Below are 23,032 nucleotides of genomic sequence, written 5' to 3'. Positions count from 1 at the left end.
GGCTATAATGCATCCCCATAAGTAGGGAAGCCATGTGGGATACGATGGTGTAGATCGCTGGCCTAACTTACTTGGTTAGGTTTGATAGTTGGTAGGAATTGAATGATTCACGTTGCTGATTTAATCGCTGCTGGAGCGCAAATAGCCCAAGCTGGCGACCAAATACAATGGTCAGGTTGGGCTTATGACTCACGCCTAACCCAAACTGGTAATTTGTTTATTGCGCTCCAAACAGCGCGGGCTGATGGCCATGGTTTTATTCGCGATGCAATTGCCGCTGGAGCAACCGGAGTGGTCTGTCAATATGCACCTAGCGTCATTCCTGCATCGATTACCGTTCTAGTTTGTAACGATCCTTTAATCTTACTGCGCAGTTGGGCCAAGGCTCAGTTTGCCAAACACGCGCCGCGCACAGTAGCAATTACTGGCAGCGTTGGCAAAACCTCAACCAAACGAGCGATTGCCCATGTATTGGCAAGCCGCTACTCGGTGTTGCGTAGCCCACGTTCGTTCAATGCCGATTTAGGCTTATCGGTGACCATGGCCGAGCTTGCGGCTCAGCAATGGGCAGTTTTAGAGTTTGGGGCTGATCACCCAGGCGAGATTGCCCAGCTGTGCCAGCTTTTCCCCCCCGAGATTGGGATTGTCACCAATGTTGGTTCGGCTCATTTTGGGGCATTTGGCTCACAAGCCGCGATTGCCCATGAAAAAGCCGCGATTATTCAACAGTTACCCGCCCACGGTTACGCAATCTTGAATGGCGACGATCCTCTTGTGGCTGCAATGGCTGAACAAACGCACGCTCGCCTTCTGCGGGTTGGGCAGAATGCAGCGTGTGAGATTCGTTGGAGCAATGTGACCAGCACCGTTCAGTCAACCCGATTCACTATCCACATACCTGAACATGCCCCTGAATGTATTCAACTCTTAGCAAGTGGCGTGCCAAGTGTTCAGGCTGCCGCCTTTGCAATTGCCGTGGGCTATGTTGCTGGCCTCAGTTTGGCCGAAATGCGGGAAGCCTTAGCTGGTTTGCCTCCAGTTCATGGCCGTTTCAATCCGTTGGCTGGACGCAATGGCGCGACGATTATTGATGATACCTTTAATGCTGCGCCCGAATCGGTTTATGCAGCCTTGCAAACGCTTGGTTCGTTGCCAGCCCGCCGACGGATTGCGATTCTCGGTGATATGGCAGAATTGGGCGCTGCTAGTGCTCGCTTTCATCAACAAGCAGGCCAAATCGCCGCCCAACATGTCGATTTACTGATTACTAAAGGCGACCAAGCAGCGCTTGCTGCTACGAGTGCACGTGAAGCAAGTGCAACTCACGGGTATCAAATTAACACCATCAGTGTACATAGTGCGGCGGCAGTCTTGGCCGCGATCCCAAACGATCTTGGGGAAGGCGATTTAGTGTTGGTCAAGGGTGCGGCTGACGCGCGGTTGGAACATGTGGTCGCGGGCTTGTTGGCTCCTGAAGCCGATCCACGGCAGGTGTTGGTGCGCCAAGAACATGTTTGGCGCAATGTACGCATTGGCCTGCCCGATCGGCCTACGACTGTGCGAATCGATCTTGATGCTTTAGCGAGCAATGTGCAAGTGCTTCGTCGGGTGGTTGGTGTGCCAGTCATGGCGGTGCTCAAAGCCGATGCTTATGGTCATGGCGCAGTTCGTTCAGCCCGCACCGTCTTATTAAATGGTGCAAGCTCGTTGGCGGTAGCAACTTTGGGCGAAGCACTGCACTTGCGCCAAGCTGATATTGCTGCGCCAATTTTGATTTTGGGCTATACACCAGCCTGGCAAATGCGCGAAGCTTTGCTCAATCGGATCAGTGTGGCGCTCTTTGATCGCCATGTTGCTCAATCGTTGCACGAGCAGGCCTTAGCCTTAGGTTTAAAAGCCCAAGTCCATATCAAAATTGATACTGGGATGGCGCGACTGGGTTTGGCGGTTGAGCAAGCAGTCGGTTTTATTGAATGGTTGCAGGGCTTGGCGAGCATCGAAGTTGTCGGTATTTTCACCCATTTTGCCAATGCCGATGAGGCTGATGCCAGCTTTTTTAGCTTGCAATTACAACGTTTTCAAACGCTGCTTGATCAATTAACTCAGCGTGGATTACGACCGCCTGTGGTGCATGCCGCCAATAGTGCTGCGGCCATGGTTCATCCACGTGCTCGCTATGATATGGTGCGAGCCGGAATTGGGCTGTATGGCATCGACCCAAGCAGTGATGTGCCTTTGAATCTCCAGCCAGTTTTAGAATTCCAGACTGAGGTTGCCCAAGTACGCGAGTTGCCAGCAGGTAGCCCAATTTCGTATGGCTGTACCTTTGTCACCAGCCGTGCCTCGCGGATTGCCACCATTCCAGTGGGTTATGCCGATGGATTTCGGCGTGCACCCCAGCCTTGGCGTGAAGTTCTGATTCATGGTCAGCGCGTGCCAGTCGTGGGACGGGTTTGTATGGATTATGCCATGATCGATGTAACTGAGCTTGATGCTGTGCAACGCGGCGATCAAGTCGTGCTGATCGGTCAACAGGGCGCAGATCGAATTCGGGCGGAGGAAGTGGCTGCGTGGTTGGGCACAAATGCCTATGAAGTGGTTTCGGCAATCTTGCCACGCGTGCCCCGCGAGCCAGTTGAGCATTTCGCTGAGCGCTAAACGAGGGGGTAGGGATTAGAGGCCAGTAACCACGAAGAACACGAAGAGCACGAAGGTTGGATGTATCGTCCTATTCCGGTTAGCGGCAATTCAAACATACCACCTAGTTAATCTTTGCGATCTTCGTGTTCTTCGCGGTTTCGATATTCTATGTTCTATGTTCTGGTTTACGCTTCAATTGGCAAGTAGCGGGTGGCTTGGTTGCTATTGAACGAGGCGCTTTCGCGTTCGTACAAACCGCTGACCACCGCCGAAGCCATCACTTCATGGACCAATGGTCGGACTCGTTCATGCTTGATGATCAAGCGTGGGTTGGCGGTGCGCAAGGCCATCGTAATATCGTAGGCGGTAAACATTTGGCCTGCGGTAATCCAATTGCCAATTTGTTCGGCGATTAATAAACTTAATGCCTGATCATCGACAGCGTGCCAATCATCGTCATCGTTGCCATGAACCACCGTTTGGGCTGGTGGCGCAGCAACGCGGCGTTGGCGGCTGCGGCGTGGGGTTGGCGGATTGGTCAGCGTGGCATCGTGGGGGAAAACCCGGTAAGCCCGATGCAACGAAACCGCCACAATCAAAACTGGTTGGGGATTGGCTAATTGGGGCGGATTGCCACCAACCACATCATAGACATTGCGCACCCCAATCACCATTCCGCGGCGCACCCGCCCCATATTTTGGGTGGTTGGCGTACTGCCTGGGCCTTTTGATTGTTTGCTAACAATAATTTGAAATTCAACCCAATCACCGAGTTGCATACAAGCCTCCAAAGTTGATAGTGTCGTTTTTAGCGGTCGAAAAGCACCAAATAGCGTAAGGTTTGTTGGGCTGATTGATAGACAATAAATTCATCGTATTGCAGTTTGCCGGCCCAAGCGACGGTATGTTGAGCCTTGCCCCAAACCGAATCGAATCCCTTGGGCGCAGCCCGAAAATCGCTCTGAGCAGTTGGCGCAACATACGGATTGCCCAAAGCCACATCAGCCAAAAAAAGAAACATCGGGCGATTGCGCCGCCGCACTGAGCAATAATTAATTGATTTGGTAGCCTTATTGGCGAAATAAATTCCGTGACCAAACATGCGTCCATTTGAGGGTGTGCGCGGGCAAACAAGGCCGCTACGCAAGATGTGGCGCACATTTTGCCCCGCCGTGCCGTGGAATAGCAACTGAGTATTGCTCCGGCCAAGTTGGTTTTGCTCAAAGGTACGGCGGTCGGCAGCAATGTTGATTGTGAAAACGCTGTTGACCCGCACTTTATAGCCATGCACGCTAGTTCGATCCACATAATCGCAAATTTGGCGATAGCGATCGTCGCTTTGTGGCAATACATCCAAATCAGCGCCCAAGGTTTCGTAGCGTGAAACCTGGGGATTTTGCTGCTGGGCCGTCATTGTGGCAATCGCCGCCTCAAGCTGGTGCAAGCGCGTTTCTTGTTGGTCGAAATCGTTACAAAAATTCTCGACAACAGTTTCACGCTTAATCCGGCTAGGCAATTTGGTTGGTACTGTATTGTAAAAATGTTGAACCGTGCTGCTGAGCAAGGCCAAATTGGCAGGCGTTTGGCTGTGTTGCCATGTGCTATGTTGCAACTGGGCTAAGGCCAATAACTTACGGCCATGCTCAATTTGCTCAGCCGAAATTGCATCAAGGCCAACAGCCAAATACGAAGCAATGCCCTCGCCAGCCTCATCGAAAATATAATCAATCACCTTGCGAATTGGCTCAGCCAGCGTTACAACTGGCGCTGGCGCCGCGGCAACCACCGTTGGGCGGTGTAACGCTACCTCGTGATAGCCCTTTTTGAGCTTTTCACGAATTTTGCGCTCGATCCATTCTTGGGTTGTCACTTTCTCATCGATTTGGGCGGCAGAGCCAACCCGACCATAGGTAGCGCGAAAATAAACATCATGTGCTGCAAGCTGCCAAATCTCAACCAGATAGTATTTGTTGTTATTACCATCCAAGTTGGTCAGCTGGAACTTGCGGCGCTGGGTTGGTTCGCCTTGCGGCGCAGCGCTTGCCGTACCCACAATTGCACCTCGCATATACTCAAACCATTGTCTAACGCTCAAACCTGTGCATTGGGTCACTTGGTTTTGCTGGCCTTACTTTAGCAAACTGCTGTGTCAAACAAAGTCACAGTTTTGGCGTTGCGGCCAGCAAGCAAAAACCCCCTGCTCACGCTGAGCAAGGGGTTGAAATCGTTGGATTTGGCTTGTATTTTAGCCGCCAGCGCCGCCACCACCGAAGATGCCGCCTTCGGTCATGGCCCGCACGTCGAGCAAGCTATCGGCTTCTTCAGCGGTCAAATAGCCTTTTTCGACGACCACTTCGCGGATGGTGCGATTGGTCGCCATAGCTTCTTTGGCTACTTCAGCGCCTTTGAGATAGCCAATCGTTGGGTTGAGCGCGGTTACCAAAATGGCGTTCTTGGCCAACCAACCTGTGGCTTTTTCTTCGTTGGCTTGAATGCCCAAGACACACTTTTCGGTAAAGGCCTTGACTGCCCCGATCAACACATCCATCATTTGGAAAATGTTATAGCCGATGATTGGCATCATCACGTTAAGTTCTAACTGGCCAGCTTGAGCGGCCAAGGTTACTGCGTGATCATTGCCCATCACATGAAAACAGGCTTGGTTGAGCATTTCGGCCAAGACTGGATTGACTTTGCCAGGCATAATCGACGAGCCTGGCTGAACGGCTGGCAAGCGAATTTCGTCCAAGCCGGTGGCTGGGCCAGAAGCCAACAAACGCAAGTCATTGGCAATCCGAATCAAGGTGACACACAAGGCCCGCATTGAGCCAGAGAAATCGGCTTGGTCGCCCATGCTTTGCATGCGTTCAAACAAATCGTCTGATGTGCGCAATTCAATTCCAGTCAAGCCCATCAACTTCGTGACCATACGATGGTGATACTCAGGGTGAGCGTTTAATCCCGAACCTGTAGCAGTTCCACCGATGCCCAGTTCGCGCAAGCGATCGCCAGCGGCTTGGATGCGTTTGGCATCAAGGCGCACAGCCTTGGCATAAGCATTGAATTCTTGGCCCAAGCGTACTGGTACAGCATCTTGCAAGTGAGTACGGCCAGATTTGAGCACATGATCGAATTCTTGGCCTTTGGTGGCGAATGTTTCGGCCAAGCCCAAAACTGTGTTGATCAACTCATCCAAGCGCCACAACGCGCCCAAACGCAAAGCGGTTGGAATCGTGTCGTTGGTGCTTTGGGCCATATTAACGTGATCGTTGGGGTTGACGGGCTTTTTGGGGTCGTCAATCTCGTAGCCCAAAATTTGGTTAGCCCGATTGGATATCACTTCATTGATATTCATGTTGTGCGATGTACCAGCGCCAGCTTGAAATGGGTCAACCACAAAGTGATCATTCAATTTGCCGTCGATCACTTCATCGGCTGCTTGCACAATCGCGGCGGCCATTTTGGCATCGAGCAACGCTAAATCTTGGTGGACAAGAGCGGCGGCCTTTTTGATCGTCGCCATTGACCAAATGAATGCAGGATACTGTTTCAGCCCGCTGATGGGGAAATTCTGCACTGCTCGTTGAGTTTGTGCCCCATACAATGCCCATGCTGGCACCTGTACCTCACCGAGCGAATCTTTCTCCACACGAAACTCAGCCGACATAAAACCTCCACATGAAAGGTCGAATCAATATATGGCCTATTATACGCGATGCTTTTAATCATGCAGGTCGATACTTACCAAGCAAAAGTGGCAGATTTAACTACAGAAAGAACATAGAGCATAGAACATAGAGCATAGCTGTAATGGATTATGAGGTTAACAACCAGTGCTCGTGCCCTCACTCCCAGCCCGCCGCCCACGGCGGCGGGCGAGGGGAGCATTGTTGGAGCGGTTCCCCCTCGCCTCGCGTGCGGGCGAGGGGGTGAGGGCATGCCATGCGTTGCCAACCCAATGAACCATTACACATAGAACATAGAGCATAGGGAATGGGGATCGGTTGTTGGGGATAAGAGATCGGGAGTTTTGATCGACAACCTAAGGCTATCGGCGATTGGCTTTTAGATCGAGCGAAATCCCCAAAATATTCCGATAACTCTTAGCTTGATCATGCTCTGCGCCTCTGCGTTAAAAAGTTGATTTAGCTTGAGGGCTTGTGTTCGTCGGTGGCCAAATTTAGCGATATTGGCCAAAGCGCAATTGCCATTCGGCCTGATCAAAGCTGATCGAATCGTGGATGGTGATCATCGGGACAGTATCGACCAACGATGGGGTGAAGGCGGCAACGCTTAAAAATGGTTGTAAGCCTTGGCTCAGCAATAATTCAAGCAGCCGTTCTTGCTGTTCGGGTTTGAGCGTTTGCAAGCCATCAAGAGGAAAAAAGCGCTGACCATACTTGGTTTGGGCAATCAGCAGCGAATAATCATTCAAGGTCAAGGCATAGCAGGTTTGCAATTGGGGATCGGTCTCGACCTGCACATAGTCGTTTAAATCAAACTGCAACCATTCATCACCATAGGCCAAACGTAACAACAGGCTATCGCTGTCGGGGTCATATGTGGTTTGCGGCTGAGTCATAGCACACCTTCACCTACGCAAAAGAGCAGTTGATCAACAAAATGGGGCTGGAATTAACGCCATTGTAGCATAGCAAACCCGATTAACTATACAAGCCCATGGTCAAAACCATGGGCTTGTAGCAAGCTAGGACAATTTAGCGAACTTTGGGCAGAACCCAGCGCTGAATCCGGCGATTGGCTTTTTCGCTGACATACACGCTGCCATCTGGGGCGAAGGCCATGCCGCTGGGCTGGCCAGTTGAGGCATCGTCGTTGCCTTGACCACCCCAAACCAACAGCAATTGACCGGTTGCTCCATACAAGGCAACTTGATTTTTGCTAGGAATGGCCGCAGCCACCCGACCTTGACTATCAACCGCGATAAATGGGTCGAGGTAGGTATCGGTTTGCCAACCAGCAACTGGCCATTGCACGCTTGGTATACCTTGTGGAACGCCGTTGGCATCAAGTGGGAACACTTGAATTCGACCATTCCATGTATCACCAACATATAAATTGTTGTTGGCAATGCCCAAGCCAATTGGCTCGTTGAATTGGCCGATGCCTGCGCCAGCAGTACCAACTTGACCGAGATAATTGCCATCAGTATCAGTGACAACTACCCGTTTGTTGCCTGTGTCGGCGATATAGACGCGGCCACCACTGACCACCAAGTTGCGCGGCCCAAAGAAGCCTAGTGGATTGGCGCTATTGCCTTCGGTTGTACCGCCAGTACGGGTCAAGCGCTTGCCTGAACCTGGTTGTAATTCTTCGCTGCCGCTACCCCAACTGGTGACAAAATTGCCTTGCGGGTTGAACTTAGCAATCCGGGCATTCCAAGTATCGGCAACATAAACAAAGCCCTGTTCATCGACTGCAACGCCTGATGGTTCGAGCAATGCGCCAGTGTTCGTGCCGCTGATAATGCGGGTTTGGCTGTCGGTTTGATAGACCAAAATGCGATTATTTGGTGCATCGGCGATATAGACTGAGCCATCGGGGCCAGTTGCAATGCCACGTGGTTCGGCTGGTTCATCGCCCAATAATTGGCCTTCGGAAACCAGTTTGAGCGTGCTACCTGTACCACTAACTGCACCTCCCTCGCCAACGGGCAAACTAGCCAAATCGCGCTTGACGAAGACTACAATCTCGCGACCACTCAACGAAACCGCGTCGGGCAACTCGCGCGAGAGCATATATTCGCGCAGTGTGACCCAATTTGATGGACGGAAAGGCCATGTCAGAATGAATGCGCCGCCCAAGGTACAGTTGAATTTCGAGCGTCCATTGATATCTTGCTGGCCTTTGAGTGCAGGATCGCAGCCATAGGCCGGATCATACAGCTTTTCTTTATAACTTGATAAGCCATCGCTGCTAGTTTCAGGGAACCACCAGTTATGAAACGTATCATAGAGCTGCACATAGCCTGCTTGCTCCATCCGTTGGGTCGTATCAGCAGCTAAATTCGATTTCGAGAAGATCGCCATTGGCGCATCGAGCATCGTTTGGTCGAGCGTGGCGATTTGGCTCTTACTCACCCACTGAATATTCGTCCAATCGCGGAAATACCAATCGAGCGGCTGATTCAGGCCACCTTCACGGCTTGGGCTTGAATCATCGCCTGAGCTAATCAGGATTTTCATGGTATGGCCGCCAGTTGGATCTTCGATTGAGCGACTGTTGCGGGTTTGGCTAATTGCCAAACGCTCAGCTTCACGCACAATCACTGGCATATCAGGGGCAGTTTGGGTATACACCAAAAATTCCACCGGCACATCTGGTTGAATATAAGCCGCGACGACACTGGAGCGCAGGCTATAAATCCCTAAAAGTGCCAAAATTCCTAATGTGGCAAAAGCCGTGATGATGCGCAAACGTGCCCGTTGCGCCAACATCCACAGCAACACCCCAACGATCAGCAACAACACGACCAGCAAGAAACCACTGACGCGGGTGGTCATCACCTGTTGGCTGGCTCCGGTTGAAGCACCAATCGACCCCATAATCGCAATAATCAGGGCAAAGGCGATGCTGCCCAAGGGAATTGCCAACCATGCAATTGTGCGCTTGGTTTCGGCCCAATTGGTGCGCTCAACGATTTTATCGAGCGCCCAGGCTCCTGCCAAAACTGCTGGCAAGGTCATGTGAATCGTCAGCCAGGGCATTTTCTCGCCAGCCCACGAAAACACGGTCAAGGCCATCAGGAACCAATAGAATAAAAATCCTAACCAAACTGCTGGCACTGTTTCTTCGAATCCAGGTTTGGTTGCATTGGCTTCGGCTTCAGCTTGGGCCATATATGAGGTTTGGCCAGCAATCACAACTGGATTTTCACCAACCGGAATGCCATCGACGATTGGCTCAATTGCGACAACTGCTGGTTCAGCTTCGGCTGCGGGCTGAGCACTAGCAGCCTCGGCCTCGGCAGGTTTGGTGGTTTCAGTGCTGGTTTCATCCCACAAGCTCGAATTGGTAACCGCCTTGCGCCAGCCAATTTTGGCCAGCCAACCACCTAAACCCACCAAGGTCAGGCTAACGGGCAATAATTCGTAGATGCCCAATTGCATGAAATAGTAGAACCATGGCTGGTCGCCACGGGCATAGGTTTGCTGCGTGCCAAACCAATAGCTAATTCCAGCAAATAGGCCATCACCTATCCCGCGTGGGTAGGTGAAGAACGTGCTGAATAAGACAATAAAGGTTACGGCAAACGAGGCGAAAGCTTGCCAAAAGACCCATTTATTGACATAGCGCAAACCTTGACGAAACAGCGGCGCTTCACTCCAACGCAAGCTGATCAGTTGCCCAAATAGCAAGGTTGAAAAGCCAATCAAGCCGATTCCACCAAAATTTAATTCATTGGCAGTTTGATTGGTGGCGGTTGGCAGCGAGACATGTGGCTGGAAGATCATCAAAATCCCAGTGACGGCCATCAAAATACCTGAGCCAATCACGAATTTTTTCGAGCCTAAAACTTCCCAGAGCCAACGTTGCGCCAAAAAGCTGATAATGATAAAGCCAATGATAAAGACCAACTCATGAGTTGCCCAGAGCAGCGCCAAACTAGCCATGGCCAAATTGAGCCAGCGACTGCGGCCAGATTGCCAAAAGCGCAACAAGCCGACCATCAACCAGAAGGTGAACAGAATTGCCAAGGCATCGTGGCGAGCAAAGCGCGTGAAGTAGAGCAAGGTTGGTGAGAGCACCATCAAGCCAGCGCTCAACAAAGCAGCGCGTTTGCCAATCAAGGGCCGTAACATCCAACACGAAGCGACCAAGGCAATCCCCGCTACTGCCATTGGCAAACGGGCGGTGGCATCGCTCGCCCCAAATAAAAAGTAGCTCAGATAGGTGCTGAGATACAGGGTTGGGCCATGAAAAACCGGGTTATAACAGTAGGTATCCGACTGGGCACTGTTCAGGCCACATTGGAAACCGCCCTTGCCCATATAAAACTGCCAGCTATATTTGGCATGGATCGATTCATCGTGGTGCATGGCCATATTGCCCAATTGCCACAAGTGCATAAACACACTTAGCGCAATCAACACAACATAGCCGATCAGCTCGCTATTCAGCCAGCTAAATGCAATCGAACGATCTAACCATGATGAACTCTGCCGACGGCGCACTTGGATTGGCTGAGCGCGACGCAGACGCTTTTTGGTTAAGTCAGGTGTGGTCATAAGCAACAAATCATCTCGTTACAAAGTGGAAACACAGACCGGGCCTAACGCACCTGCGATTGGCCATTCACGTTTTGAGCTTGTACGCCCAACACGTGGGCATAGCGCGGGCGAACATAGACTTTAAAGTCAACCGATGAGAGTTGGCCTGGCGGCTGACGGAACAGCAAGTAGCGCCAAAGCTCATTTTGGGTTTTAGCATCAAATGGGTCGCGCAACACCCGCCCAATTGTTGAATCTTGATCATATGGTGCAGGTTGCATCACTTGCTCGCCATCGCTATCACGCATGGTTTGGCCATTGGCATCAAGCTTAGGCACTTCGGCAAAGCGATAAAACTGGCCTTCAGGGAACCACCAACGCAATGGGAAGCGCCCTTCAAGGAAGCCTTGCACATTGGCTTCGTTGGTTGACCAATTGCTGTCGATCATCAAAATTGCCGCTGTTTCAGCGCTAGCTGGGCTATTCATCGAGCCAGAAAAGCCGACCGCCTTGGTATATTCGCGCACATACCACTTCCAGATTTGCTCATTATCGTACATAATCGGCAATTCCATACGGCCTGTCTCGGCAACCGAGATTTTGCGCAAATCGTCCATCACGCGGCCAACATCGGGCGAACTTTGCACATACACCAGCATTTCCACTGGAATATCGCCATTTTGGTAGTTCAAGCGCCAAGCAGAGCGGAATGAATAGGCACTCCACATAATGGTTAAGGCCAAGGTAAGCCCTGTGAGCGCTCGCCGCCAGCCATGGAATAAGCTATAAAAGCCCGTAATTGCCAGCACAATTAAGATCATGCTTACGAGGAACATCGGTGTGGCGGGGCTGCCAGTTGGTGCAATGTTGGGTTGGATGCGAATCATGCGTACCAATTGCATGAGTGCATAGCTCGCAACCAAACCGACCACCGTCAAATAGCTGAACAGCCCAAGCCATTCATCGCGGCGGGTTGGCATTTTGCTGCTGAGCCAAGCTTTTTGAATTGGCTGAAAGCCCCAATCGAAGATCCGCCCAATGCCCCAAGCCGCAATAAAAATCAATGGTACTGCCACGTGCAAGGTGATCCATGGCATTTTCTCGCCCGCCCAGCTATACAAGGCAAATGAGCCAGCCGCCCACCATGCCAACAAGCCAGGAGCCATGCGCTGAGCCGTCAAGGCAGCGCCGCGTTTGATTTGCAATACTAAGTGGCCGATACCTGCCAAGGTGGCCGCAAAGCCAGCAAAGAGCAGTAATGGCTCGTAGACTAGCAATTGCACAAAATAATAATGGCTGGGCTGACCGCCGCGCTCAACATCGTGTTGCGCCACCCAATACAATAGCGAGCCAGCAATCCCCGAAACCACGCCAACCGGATGCACTCCAAACGAGGTGAAGAAGGCGGCGTAAATTACTAAACCCAAAATGACCGCCAGTGCCCCATGAATGCTCCAAAGCGAATCCAAGGCTGGCAATAAACTACGTTCTGGGGCGTGGCTGACTGCCCGTTTCCACATGGTTTGGGTTTGATCTTTGCCCTTGTAAAACCAAATAATCACAATCACCGCGATCAAAAAGACCACTGTGAGCAGCGTCAAGGCGGTAATTGGCATGTGCATAAACACGCCGTTATTGCCATAGAGCGTTTGATTTTTAACTTGGTGATAGAGGCGGCTCGGGTTCGATTGCACCTCAGCCGCGCTAATGCCAAACAACGTTTCGCGCAATTTCGAGAAGTAGCCTTGGCGGAAACCACCATTGGCGGTGTCATCGAAAAACAGATCATCGCCTTGATTACGCACGACCAAGGCTTGGCTTTCGGTCACCAACGGCAGCGGTAACCATTGCTCTTGGCCATTGGCATCGAGCACTGGGGCTGGGTTGCCATTCGATGCAACCAAGAGGCCACGATGATCAGGGATGCCCTTGAGACAGGCCACTGCCAACAAGCCATAGACCCCAAACAGAATCAACAGTTTGCGGTTGACTTGCCACAAGGTGACCAGCACAATAAAACTGCCAAGGGTCAGGGTAAAGAGATATGAGGTCTCAATCGTCACAAACATCAAGGCAAACGAGGCAAAGAAAATATAAATCCAGCGCACATGGCGAGTGGAAATATAACGAATGATCGCAATCAGACAGATAATTTCTTGGGTAACCGCAAAAATATCGTGGCGAATAAAGCGCCCAACATACAAGGTTACTGGTGAAATTAACAGATAGCCCACCATCAACAAGGCCGTGCCGCGCCCAATATTTTTGCGTAACAGCCAAGGTGTGAGGGTTAGAGCAATCCCAAAGGTCGCAGCGGCCAAACGTGCCGTAAACTCATTGTCGCCAAACAAAAAGTATTGCAAGGCTGTCCAATAATACAAAAACGGCCCGTGGGTCAATGGATCATGCAAATAGCCATCGCCGCGATAGAGCAACCACGAATAATAGGCATGAATCGTTTCATCGTGGTGCAATGATCGACCGCCAAGCGCCCACAAGTGCATCAGCACCGAGAGCAAGCCAAGGCCAATATAGGCCAGATGTTCAACCGTGAAGCGGCGACGTTGTGTGCGTGGCACGGCTACCTGTCGTGAAGATGTTGCGATCATAAGTGTGTGTTCTCGTGTCGTTGCAAAGGGGTTGGAGCAGCGCTGCTCATTGAGACAACGAAATGTGCCAGAATTTTTTGGTATTGTACTCGAACGAGGGGGGAGTGACAAGAAACAAAGTCTTAACGCGCTTTTGTATCCCAACCAAGAGCCAGCCCAACGGCTGGCTCGCGGCTGAAATAATGGTTATTCGGCGTTATCGATTTGGGCGCGTTGCAAGCCACCACTGTAATCGACATACAACGATTTCCATTCGCTGTAAGTATCGAGCACCTGCGTGCCGCCTTCGCGCTTGCCGTTGCCAGTGCCTTTGGTGCCGCCGAAGGGCAGGTGAATTTCGGCCCCAATGGTTGGCGCATTGACATAGACAATCCCAGTGTAGAGATCGCGCATGGCAATGAAGGCATTGTTGACATTGCGGGTGTAAATCGACGATGACAAGCCATAAGGCACATCGTTGGCAACATCAATCGCTTCTTCAAGGCTATCAACCGGAATGATCGAAACCACTGGCCCGAAAATTTCCTCTTGAGCGATCCGCATATTACGTTTGACATTGCCAAAAATGGTTGGCTGATGGAAGAAACCATGGCCTAAATCGCCATCAGTCAAGCGTTCGCCGCCTAGCACTAATTCAGCGCCTTCTTCGCGGCCAATCTTGACATATTTTTCAACCACGCTCAATTGGCCTTGATTAATTGATGGCCCCATTTGCATGCCGTCGACTAAACCATTGCCCACTTGAATGGTTTTGGCTTCGGCTTGGATGCGGCTGGTCAGTTCATCAACAATCGCCCGATGGGCAATAATCCGTGAGGTCGCGGTACAGCGTTGTCCAGTTGTGCCAAACGCACCCCAAACCGCGCCCGCCAACACCAAATCAAGATCAGCATCGTCCATGATGATCATGGGGTTTTTGCCACCCATTTCGAGCGACACATGCTTGCCCTGTTGAGCACACAAGGTTGAAACATGGCGACCAACTTCGGTTGAGCCAGTGAACGAAATCACTTTAACATCGGGATGTTGCACCAATGGCTCGCCTGCAGTTGGGCCATGGCCTGAAACAATATTGACCACACCTTTGGGTAGGCCAGCATCAACCAAAGCTTGCACAAAGTTGTAGGTTGAGAGCGGGGTATCTTCGGCAGGCTTGATCACCACGGTATTACCACAAATCAAGGCTGGAAAGATCTTCCACGATGGGATGGCCATTGGGAAGTTCCATGGCGTAATCAAGCCACACACGCCCAAGGGTTGGCGCACGCTCATCTGGAATTTATTGGGCAATTCCGAGGGCGTGGTTACGCCATACAAACGCCGACCTTCGCCAGCCATAAAATAGCCCATGTCGATCGCTTCTTGCACATCGCCACGGGTTTCGGCCAAAACCTTGCCCATTTCACGGGTCATATCGTTGGCATATTGCTCTTTGCGTTCTTGAAGAATTTGCGAAGCCCGATACAGCAACTCGCCACGCTTGGGAGCTGGCACAAGTCGCCATGCATTATAGGCCTCTTTAGCCGCAGCAACCGCATCGGCAATATCCTCAGCACCAGAGTCGGGGAAGATGCCAATCACATCGCGGGTATCGGCGGGGTTGCGGTTCTCGTAGGTCTTGCCCGAACGCGCTGGCACCCACTCGCCGCCAATGTAGTTATAGTACACCTTATGGTCCGACATCGTTGTCCTCCGTGAAGTAAAATCAAATCTTGCCTTATCTTACCATACAAGCTTGGGGCGACGAGGGATGAAGGCAGAAGACCCCGAGCTTTTTTAACCACGAAGGACACGAAGAACGGGGCTGTTGGCGTTTGGCTATCGGAGATTGTTTGAAATCGCATAAAACGTTCCGATAGCCGAGATCCTTTAGCCATTCCACACTCTGCGACTCTGGGTTAAAATTCCTCTTGGTGATCTTCGCGTGTTTCAATTCCTGATCCCTGGCCCCTGACTTCTAACCAGTATTTTTCAAGCCTGCGGCAATCCCATTGATGCTGAGCAGAATTGCATCCTCAAGATTGCTATGTTCAAGCCCATCGGGATCGGTACGTAAACGCCGTAGCAATTCGATTTGCACGAAACTTAATGGGTCAACATAGGGGTTGCGCTGCTTGATCGAGTGCTTCAAAATTGGACTGGTATCCAACAGCTCGCTAATTTGAGCTACCTCGCAAATCCATTTAACGGTGCGAGTGTATTCAGTTTTGATCAAGCCAAAGATTTCGTTGGCTAAGGCTTGGTCGGGCACAAGCAGAGCATATTGCGCCGCAATATCCATATCGGCCTTGGATAAAATCATTTGGGCATTATCAAGCATGGTGCGGAAAAATGGCCAATCGTTGTACATTCCTTGCAAGGTGGTCAAGCCATTGGCATCGGCTTGAATTAAGTGCTCCAAGGCGCTGCCCAAGCCGTACCAACCAGGCAAGGTATGCCGACTTTGCATCCAACTAAAGACCCACGGTATCGCCCGTAAATCTTCGATGCGGTCGCTGGCTTTGCGGCTGGCTGGGCGTGAGCCAATGTTCAAGCGGCTAATTTCGGTAATTGGTGTCGCATTGCGAAAGTATTCCAAGAAGTGTGGATGATCGTAGACCAAGCCACGATAGACTTTGCGCGATACTTGGGCTAGGCTGCTCATCGCGTCGTGCCATTCTTGGCTGATATGGGCGATGCTCACGCCCAATGATGAGCGTAATACGGCGTTGATAATCTGTTCTTGATGGCGATAGGCCGTTTCTGGCTCGGCATAGCGATCGCTAATCACTTCGCCTTGTTCAGTGATTTTGATTCGCCCGCCGACTGTGCCTGGTGGTTGGCCCAAAATCGCCCGATTGGCCGGCCCGCCGCCACGGCCAACCGCTCCGCCACGACCATGGAACAAACGCATGGCCACGCGATGGCGGAAACAGGTTTCAGCCAAGGCCACTTGGGCTAAATACAAGGCCCAGTGAGCATCGGCAAAACCACCATCTTTGTTGGAATCGCTATAGCCCAACATAATTTCTTGGACATCGTTGCGCAGCACCAAATGTTGGCGATAGGCTTCGCTCGAAAGCAGCGTATGCATAATCTCCGGCGCGGCGATCAGGTCGGCTCCGGTTTCAAATAATGGCACAATATTCAGCCAGCTATGCTCGCCTGGCTGATAAATACCGGCCTCGCGGGCTAGCAACAGCACCGCCAAAATATCGCTTGGGCCTTCAGTCATCGAAATGATGTAGGTTTCGATGGCCTCAGCATTCAAATCGGAAAGTACCGCGCGAATTGTGCGGAAGGTTTCGATGATCTCAACTGTTTCGGGGCTGTAGTAGAGATGGGTTGGGATCAACGGACGATTATTGGCTAGCTCGCGCTCCAAAACAACGGTACGTTCGGCTTGGCTTAGGCTAGCGTAATCGTCGCAGATGCCTGCATATTCAAAAATTTCGCTCAGGGCGTTGGTGTGGCGGCTGCTATGTTGGCGAATATCCAGCGTGGCGGTGTGCAAACCAAAGACTTTGGCTGAGCATTGAATATCGCGCAAAAAGCCATCGGCCACCGAGGCCGCGCCATTGGTGCGCAAGCTATATTCCATGGTCGCCAAATCGGCGAGATATTGGTTGGCATTGGCATACCAAATGCCCTCAGCTGGGCGATGACCGCCACGTGCCCAATCTGGCTCGTAGCGCTCAACATAGGCCAAGGTAGCATGCAATTTGGCGTGAATATAGGAGCATTTTTGGCGATATGGCTCATGCGGATTGCGCCGCTCCAGCACTTGGGCCAATTCAGGGAACAACGGCGCATCGTGGATTAACGATTGAGCTAATTCTTCGCTAATCGGCACTTGGCGCGACGATTGGCTTAGCCGATGGCTCAAGCGCTCAACTGAATGAATATGCTCACGCAACGAACGGCCCATCAACAATTTAAGCGTTTCAACCGTGACCGAAGGAATCACAAAGGGATTACCATCGCGATCGCCGCCAACCCACGAGCCAAAGCGCAAGAAGGCTGGCACGCGCCATTCGTGCTCAGGGTAAATTCGGCGCAACGAGTCCTCAGTATCACGGTAGAGTTGCGGAATCATATCAAACAGCGATTCTTCAAAGTAGTAGAGATTATTCTTTACCTCGTCGATCACGGTTGGCTTGATAATCCGCACTTCATCGCTTTGCCACAGCGAGATAACTTCCTCACGAATTGATTCGAGCAAGCGTTCGCGTTGACGTTGAAAGGTTGTATCAGCAGTTAATTGGCGTGCCGCCTCGGCAATCCGATGATGTTTTTTGAGCGTTGTTCGGCGTTTGGCCTCGGTCGGGTGGGCGGTAAACACTGGCCGAATCTCGGCATGATCTAGCAAATCTTGCACTTGCTGGGCAGTAATGCCGCGATCACGCAACTCTTGCAACGCCAGTTCGACCGATTCAGAGCGTGGTGCATCGCCATTTTGGCGGTCGCGCTCGGCTAGCACCCGCAAGCGTTCAACACTTTCGGCCAAATTGACCAAACCAAAATAATGCGTAAAAGCCTTGATCAGCCCCATAAGTTGGGCAACTGGTAATTGACTAATCAACTCAGTCAGGGTTTGAGTCTCTTGCAGTGTTCCATCGCTTCGGCGTTGCTTGGTGCGTTGGCGCACATCTTCTTCAAGCTCAAACGCTGACACCCCATCTTGCGCCACAATCACATCGCCAAGCACATGCCCGAGGGAATGGATTAGCATTGAAAGCGGCGTGCGGTCGGTTTCAGGTGTATACATCGCCACACTCCAAACCATAAGCGGCACGTTGGCCGCAGCCTAATCACAATAGCGACGCACCACACGCATCAAATCATCGATCGCGATTGGCTTTTCGAGGTAGCCAACCGTGTACGGTAGCGGCGCTGGTTCGTCATATAAATAGGTTGAAATGATCACAACTGGAATCGCGCTGAGGCGTGGCTCGGCTTGCAATGCCTCGAGAAATTCTTCCGACGACATATACGGCAAGACCCGATCAAGCAAAATCAGACGCGGCGGTTGGCTGGACTGGAGGTATTTTAACCCATCCACGGCAGTTGTGTAGGTTGCAACCTGATAGCCATCGTCGCGAATGATATGCGCAAGCATATCGCGCACAGTCGCGCTATCTTCAATAATCATAATTTGTGCGCTCTGCGGCGTTGATTTAAACATACTGGCGCTCCTTGCTCATCCTACACGAGTTCTTTAGCAACTCATGGTCTTGTGGTTAAAGAATCGTGAATAATTACGATATGATGTAGTAGTACAATAATGACTATACGATAGCATATTGCGGCGAGTCGTTGGTTGGCGTAAAACCCCCACCCACAATTAGCAGTATTGGCCTGTTATGGTCATCGGCGATAGTAGGCCAAGCAGAGGGGATTAAGGTACTTTAACCATTTCCCCCCAAAGTCGTGCTTGCATGGGGTGATTTTTGCCCCCTATAATCAATTAGATGATTTTGAGAATTTAGCAACGCTTGCTGCAAGCGCAGTAAACGAAGGGATGTGAGGCATGCGATTTTTACTCGATGCGCGTTCGTATGACGAAATGAAAGCCCGCAATGATCATACACCCGACTGCTACGTGCGACCGGGCGAATATTTGCATCATATGTATGTCGATGGAATTAAGTATGCCGTCGCTCGTGCCCTGTATGATTGCTTGAAGGAAGCGCGTGAGCAGAACGACTATGAGGCGACGCGCCACTTAAATATGCACAAACAACAGCTTGATGCGCTTGTGGCTGAGGCTCAAGCTAGCGGCAAATTGAGCGGTGCGCGGGTACTTGGGGGGGATGTGCCGAATGATGACGGCTCAGCCCCATCGGGGAATAGCTATCACCCCAAAGTACCAACCACGATTGAAGAAACTGGCCTGAATCGAACGCAAATTCAGGACCAATTGCTACGGGTGATTTATAACCGTTCGCGGGTCACGGGGATGGAGCTAGCTCAAGAAGTACGCTTGTTCTATAGCGTGGTCGATCCGGTGATCACCCAAATGCGTAACTCGGAATATATCGATATTGCGGGGCAACGTGGCTTTGGCGATACCAATTACGAATATATTTTGACTCCACGTGGCTCGCAGGCTGCTGAAGATGCCATGAAGAAAAGCAACTACAGCGGGCCTGCTCCAGTTCCATTCGAACAATTTTTAGAATCAGTCAAGGCTCAAACGATCAAAAACATGGTGATCACGCGACGTAATATTCGCAAAGCCTTTAGCGATTTGATTATCACCGACCAAGTGTTGAATGAAGTTGGGCCAGCGGTCAATTCGGGCGCATCGATCTTCTTGTTTGGCTACCCTGGCAATGGCAAAACCAGTATCGCCGAACGAATCACCCGCCTGATGGGCGATGATATTTTCGTGCCCTATGCGATTGATGCCGATGGCCAAATTATCAAAGTTTACGATAGCATTGTGCATACCTTGGTCGATAAAGAGGCCAATATCGGCACTTCGGCCTATGATTTGCGTTGGGCTAAAATCAAACGGCCCGTGGTGGTGGTCGGGGGCGAACTGACGCTTGAAGCACTCGATTTGACCTTCAACGAAACTGGGCGTTTTTATGAAGCACCCTTCCAGATGAAAGCCAATGGCGGGATTTTCTTGATCGACGACTTTGGCCGCCAACAATGTCGCCCGATGGATTTGCTGAACCGTTGGATTGTGCCGCTCGAAAAGCGCTACGATTATTTGACCACGATTACTGGCCAAAAAATCGAAGTGCCATTCGATCAATTGCTGATTTTTTCGACCAACCTCGACCCTAGCCAAGTTGCAGATGAAGCCTTCTTGCGCCGGATCAAATTCAAAATTGAGGTGCGCGACCCCGATGAATCGCAATGGCGACAAATTTGGTCGTTGGTGTGCAAAGGCCGCAAGATCAACCTTGATCCCAAGGGCTTAGATTATTTGGTTGAAAAATGGTATAAGCCCGATGATCGCCCCTTTCGTATGTGTCAACCGCGCGACATTCTCGATCAGATGATCAGCATCGCCAAATATAATATGGAACAAGTGACCTTCAATCCCGATTTGATTGATGCAGCTTGTGGCACCTACTTTGTGAGCAAAGAAGCCAAAAACTTCGGAGCCAAAGTCCGGCTCGATTAATCAGTTTCAGTCGATTATTATAGAACAGCCTGTTGTATCGACAGGCTGTTTATATTTAATCAACCAGACATAATTAATAACTATAGCTAGATATTGTATTAATTATTGTAGTAATAAAATTGAGTGGCTTTAATAAAATCATTGACAGACTTTCTATACTACTTACGAGGCGAGGTAGTAGTAGTTGATTAATATTGTAGCCCACTACACCTGGCTAGGAATAGCTAGCGGCATGCAGATGCCTATTGGAGTTCAGCAATGGCGCGGAAACGGATCGTCGGAAGCAGGATCGGGTTTTATTTAATCTTAATTGGTATCCTTCTCAATTTGGGCACGGTCAAAGCCCAACAGCCCCAGCATACACCGAACTACCTGCTCAACTCAGCAACAGACAGGGCTTTTGAACCAGCAAGCATCCAATCCTCGCCCTTAACCTTAACCAACAGCAGCGTGATTAGTGGCACATGGAATACGGCTTTTGGCAATAGTTTAGCGACCGCTGGCACGATTACCAAGTTGCATCTTGATGCTAATAATCGTTTGTATGTTGCAGGTAAATTCAATTATCTCAATGGGCAATTGTTTAATGGCCTCGCCGTGTGGAATGGTACAACCTGGCAAGGTTATGGTTTGCAACCTAACGATGTGGATACGATCAATGCCATGGATAGCTACCAAAACCAATTGGTGGTTGCTGGGCGCTTTCGTCAATTTGCTGGGCAGCCGATGAATGGCCTCGCCCGTTGGGATGGCAGCCAATTTCAAGCTTTTGGTACTGGCATCAGTGGCATCAACGATTCGTATCGCAACAATGTTGTTTCGCAAGTCTATGATATTGAAATCCTGAGCGATACGCTGTATCTGGGTGGTAATTTTGATACATTTAATGGCCTAGCTGCCCATGGCACAGCCTATTGGCGACCAACTGGCTTTGGCGAATTTGGCGATTTTAATGGCGTAATCAGCGATCTCGATGCAATTCCCAATACGATTTTTGCTGGTGGCAGTGTGAGCCGCGTCAATCAAACGCCAATTCAAGGTTTAGGTTTATGGAATGGCACAAGCTGGCAAAACGCTAGCGTACCAGGCCCAAATGTCGCACGTGATCAGATTGGGCGAATTGGGACGACGCTCTATACGTGGGTCAACGACTTTGATCCGCGGCAAACCATGATTTATCGTTGGAATAATAATCAGTGGCAAGCGTTTGGTGGTTGGATCGAAGAATTTGTGGTGGGTGTGGCTCAAAGCAACGATTTATATGCCTATACCGTCAGCGATCTATGGCGCTTAGTCGGCAACCAATGGCAACGGGTCAATCTGCCAATGACGATCAATACCATCAATGCAGTTGTTGGCAATGCCAATGGGTTGTATCTTGCTGGTAATTTTGAACTGGATGGCAGCGCTGTCCAATTAGTCCATTGGGATGGCACAACCCTCACGCCACTCGCCAGCACCAGCGTATATCCACGGCTCGATGATCTCACAGGTATTCAAGGTCAGCCAGTTATTAAACCCAATTGGCCGAATGTGCTCAAACAGTGGGATGGTCAGTCATGGCAAACGAGCTATGCATTGCAGGGGATGGCGAGCCTTTTCGCCACGAGTGATGATCGTGCCTATTTGGCTTACCCCTATCCCTATCAAACCTCAGGCTCGTTGAGCAGTTCGCTGTGGCAATTTGATTCGACTGGTGCGTTGAGTGCTCCCTTGCAATTAATTGGTCAGACAACTACTTGGACGCTTTCGGGAACCGAGCTTTTGGCCAATGGCATAACCATGATCAATAGCCAACCAGTGAGTGGGGTAGTGGCGATTGATGGTTCTGAATGGCGTGAATTGGGGCTAAAAACCGACTTTCGCAAGATCTATTATGCCAATAATCGCATCTATTCGCTGATGATCACCCAAAACCATGATTGGTGGGAAATTGATCTTGACACCTGGAATGGTTCGGCTTGGGTCGATTTTACTGGGCTGTTTGTGCAAAGCAATGGCTCGATGCCGCAATTTGTAACTTGGCGCAATCAGCTGTATTTCACCAATGGCAATCAGTTGCATCGGCTCGAAAACACCGGCAATAGCATGGTATTTGAGTTTGATGGTGCGCCATTACAGCTCGCCAACATCAACGATCGCTATTTATATGTTGCTGGGGCATTTAGTAAAGCCGGTGAGCAACAGCTTGGCAGCATCGTGCGTTGGAATGGCAATAGCTGGCAAGCCCCAAGCCAAAGGCCCAACGGTACCGTTGAACACATGGCAATTACCGAAAACTATCTCTATTTGAGTGGTAATTTCACTCATGTTGGAGCAAACCCAAGTTTAGGTGTGGCGAGTTTTCGGCTTGCTGCTGAGCCTGAACCATTGCCATATCAATTGTTCATTCCCCAAGTTGTAAAATAATTTTAGCTAGCTACTTAGGCTGC

The 23,032-nt window shown here is 50.7% G+C and carries 12 protein-coding genes; 3 read left to right on the top strand and 9 right to left on the bottom strand.

Annotated features, from left to right (window positions below; translation table 11 throughout):
* The first annotated feature begins 102 nt into the window (after nucleotides 1-102).
* Nucleotides 103-2,658: an alanine racemase gene (alr, locus tag ABEB26_RS22605; protein ID WP_345724354.1), complete on the top strand. Its 2,556-nt coding sequence runs from the start codon at nucleotides 103-105 to the stop codon at nucleotides 2,656-2,658.
* A 167-nt stretch (nucleotides 2,659-2,825) separates the two neighbouring features.
* Here the strand turns inward: alr and ABEB26_RS22600 are convergent, their stop codons facing one another.
* The 9 genes from ABEB26_RS22600 to ABEB26_RS22560 all read right to left on the bottom strand — a co-directional run bounded on the left by ABEB26_RS22600 (nucleotide 2,826) and on the right by ABEB26_RS22560 (nucleotide 18,644).
* The gene (locus ABEB26_RS22600; RefSeq protein WP_345724353.1) at nucleotides 2,826-3,419 is read right to left on the bottom strand and encodes a hypothetical protein; all 594 of its coding nucleotides are present in this window, start codon (nucleotides 3,417-3,419) and stop codon (nucleotides 2,826-2,828) included.
* A gap of 29 nt (nucleotides 3,420-3,448) precedes the next feature.
* Nucleotides 3,449-4,708, bottom strand: a complete 1,260-nt coding sequence (locus ABEB26_RS22595) for a WGR domain-containing protein (RefSeq protein ID WP_345724352.1) — start codon at nucleotides 4,706-4,708, stop codon at nucleotides 3,449-3,451.
* Nucleotides 4,709-4,885: 177 nt separating this feature from the next.
* Nucleotides 4,886-6,307, bottom strand: a complete 1,422-nt coding sequence (locus tag ABEB26_RS22590; protein WP_345724351.1) for an aspartate ammonia-lyase — start codon at nucleotides 6,305-6,307, stop codon at nucleotides 4,886-4,888.
* Between the two features lie 513 nt (nucleotides 6,308-6,820).
* Nucleotides 6,821-7,222, bottom strand: coding sequence for a hypothetical protein (locus ABEB26_RS22585; protein ID WP_345724350.1), 402 nt, complete (start codon nucleotides 7,220-7,222; stop codon nucleotides 6,821-6,823).
* Between the two features lie 136 nt (nucleotides 7,223-7,358).
* Nucleotides 7,359-10,889, bottom strand: coding sequence for a flippase activity-associated protein Agl23 (locus tag ABEB26_RS22580; RefSeq protein WP_345724349.1), 3,531 nt, complete (start codon nucleotides 10,887-10,889; stop codon nucleotides 7,359-7,361).
* Nucleotides 10,890-10,933: 44 nt separating this feature from the next.
* The gene (locus tag ABEB26_RS22575; protein WP_345724347.1) at nucleotides 10,934-13,480 is read right to left on the bottom strand and encodes a flippase activity-associated protein Agl23; all 2,547 of its coding nucleotides are present in this window, start codon (nucleotides 13,478-13,480) and stop codon (nucleotides 10,934-10,936) included.
* A gap of 186 nt (nucleotides 13,481-13,666) precedes the next feature.
* Entirely contained in the window at nucleotides 13,667-15,163 is a 1,497-nt protein-coding gene (locus ABEB26_RS22570) for an aldehyde dehydrogenase family protein (RefSeq protein ID WP_345724346.1), read from the bottom strand.
* A gap of 274 nt (nucleotides 15,164-15,437) precedes the next feature.
* On the bottom strand, nucleotides 15,438-18,227 hold the full coding sequence (gene ppc / locus ABEB26_RS22565) for a phosphoenolpyruvate carboxylase (RefSeq protein ID WP_345724345.1): 2,790 nt from the start codon (nucleotides 18,225-18,227) through the stop codon (nucleotides 15,438-15,440).
* Between the two features lie 39 nt (nucleotides 18,228-18,266).
* Nucleotides 18,267-18,644, bottom strand: a complete 378-nt coding sequence (locus ABEB26_RS22560; protein WP_345724344.1) for a response regulator — start codon at nucleotides 18,642-18,644, stop codon at nucleotides 18,267-18,269.
* A 345-nt stretch (nucleotides 18,645-18,989) separates the two neighbouring features.
* Between ABEB26_RS22560 and ABEB26_RS22555 the strand changes: the two genes are divergently transcribed.
* Nucleotides 18,990-20,600 carry an ATP-binding protein gene (locus ABEB26_RS22555; protein ID WP_345724343.1) on the top strand — a complete coding sequence of 537 codons (1,611 nt, stop codon included), beginning with the start codon at nucleotides 18,990-18,992 and terminating at the stop codon, nucleotides 20,598-20,600.
* Nucleotides 20,601-20,858: 258 nt separating this feature from the next.
* A complete protein-coding gene (locus ABEB26_RS22550) occupies nucleotides 20,859-23,009 on the top strand; it encodes a hypothetical protein (protein WP_345724342.1) in 2,151 nt (716 codons plus the stop codon).
* Nucleotides 23,010-23,032 lie beyond the last annotated feature (23 nt).

This window comes from Herpetosiphon gulosus, from assembly GCF_039545135.1.
Taxonomy (GTDB): domain Bacteria; phylum Chloroflexota; class Chloroflexia; order Chloroflexales; family Herpetosiphonaceae; genus Herpetosiphon; species Herpetosiphon gulosus.
The sequence above is the reverse complement of the archived record's forward strand: the minus strand, read 5'-3'. Positions and strand labels throughout refer to the sequence as shown.

Excerpts from the sequence above, each read along its gene's own strand:
- ABEB26_RS22570 (WP_345724346.1), bottom strand. The coding sequence starts at position 15,163 with ATGTCGGACCATAAGGTGTACTATAACTACATTGGCGGCGAGTGGGTG.
- ABEB26_RS22560 (WP_345724344.1), bottom strand. The coding sequence starts at position 18,644 with ATGTTTAAATCAACGCCGCAGAGCGCACAAATTATGATTATTGAAGAT.
- ppc (WP_345724345.1), bottom strand. The coding sequence starts at position 18,227 with ATGTATACACCTGAAACCGACCGCACGCCGCTTTCAATGCTAATCCAT.
- ABEB26_RS22555 (WP_345724343.1), top strand. The coding sequence starts at position 18,990 with ATGCGATTTTTACTCGATGCGCGTTCGTATGACGAAATGAAAGCCCGC.
- ABEB26_RS22580 (WP_345724349.1), bottom strand. The coding sequence starts at position 10,889 with ATGACCACACCTGACTTAACCAAAAAGCGTCTGCGTCGCGCTCAGCCA.
- ABEB26_RS22575 (WP_345724347.1), bottom strand. The coding sequence starts at position 13,480 with ATGATCGCAACATCTTCACGACAGGTAGCCGTGCCACGCACACAACGT.
- ABEB26_RS22585 (WP_345724350.1), bottom strand. The coding sequence starts at position 7,222 with ATGACTCAGCCGCAAACCACATATGACCCCGACAGCGATAGCCTGTTG.
- ABEB26_RS22595 (WP_345724352.1), bottom strand. The coding sequence starts at position 4,708 with ATGCGAGGTGCAATTGTGGGTACGGCAAGCGCTGCGCCGCAAGGCGAA.
- ABEB26_RS22590 (WP_345724351.1), bottom strand. The coding sequence starts at position 6,307 with ATGTCGGCTGAGTTTCGTGTGGAGAAAGATTCGCTCGGTGAGGTACAG.
- ABEB26_RS22550 (WP_345724342.1), top strand. The coding sequence starts at position 20,859 with ATGGCGCGGAAACGGATCGTCGGAAGCAGGATCGGGTTTTATTTAATC.
- ABEB26_RS22600 (WP_345724353.1), bottom strand. The coding sequence starts at position 3,419 with ATGCAACTCGGTGATTGGGTTGAATTTCAAATTATTGTTAGCAAACAA.
- alr (WP_345724354.1), top strand. The coding sequence starts at position 103 with ATGATTCACGTTGCTGATTTAATCGCTGCTGGAGCGCAAATAGCCCAA.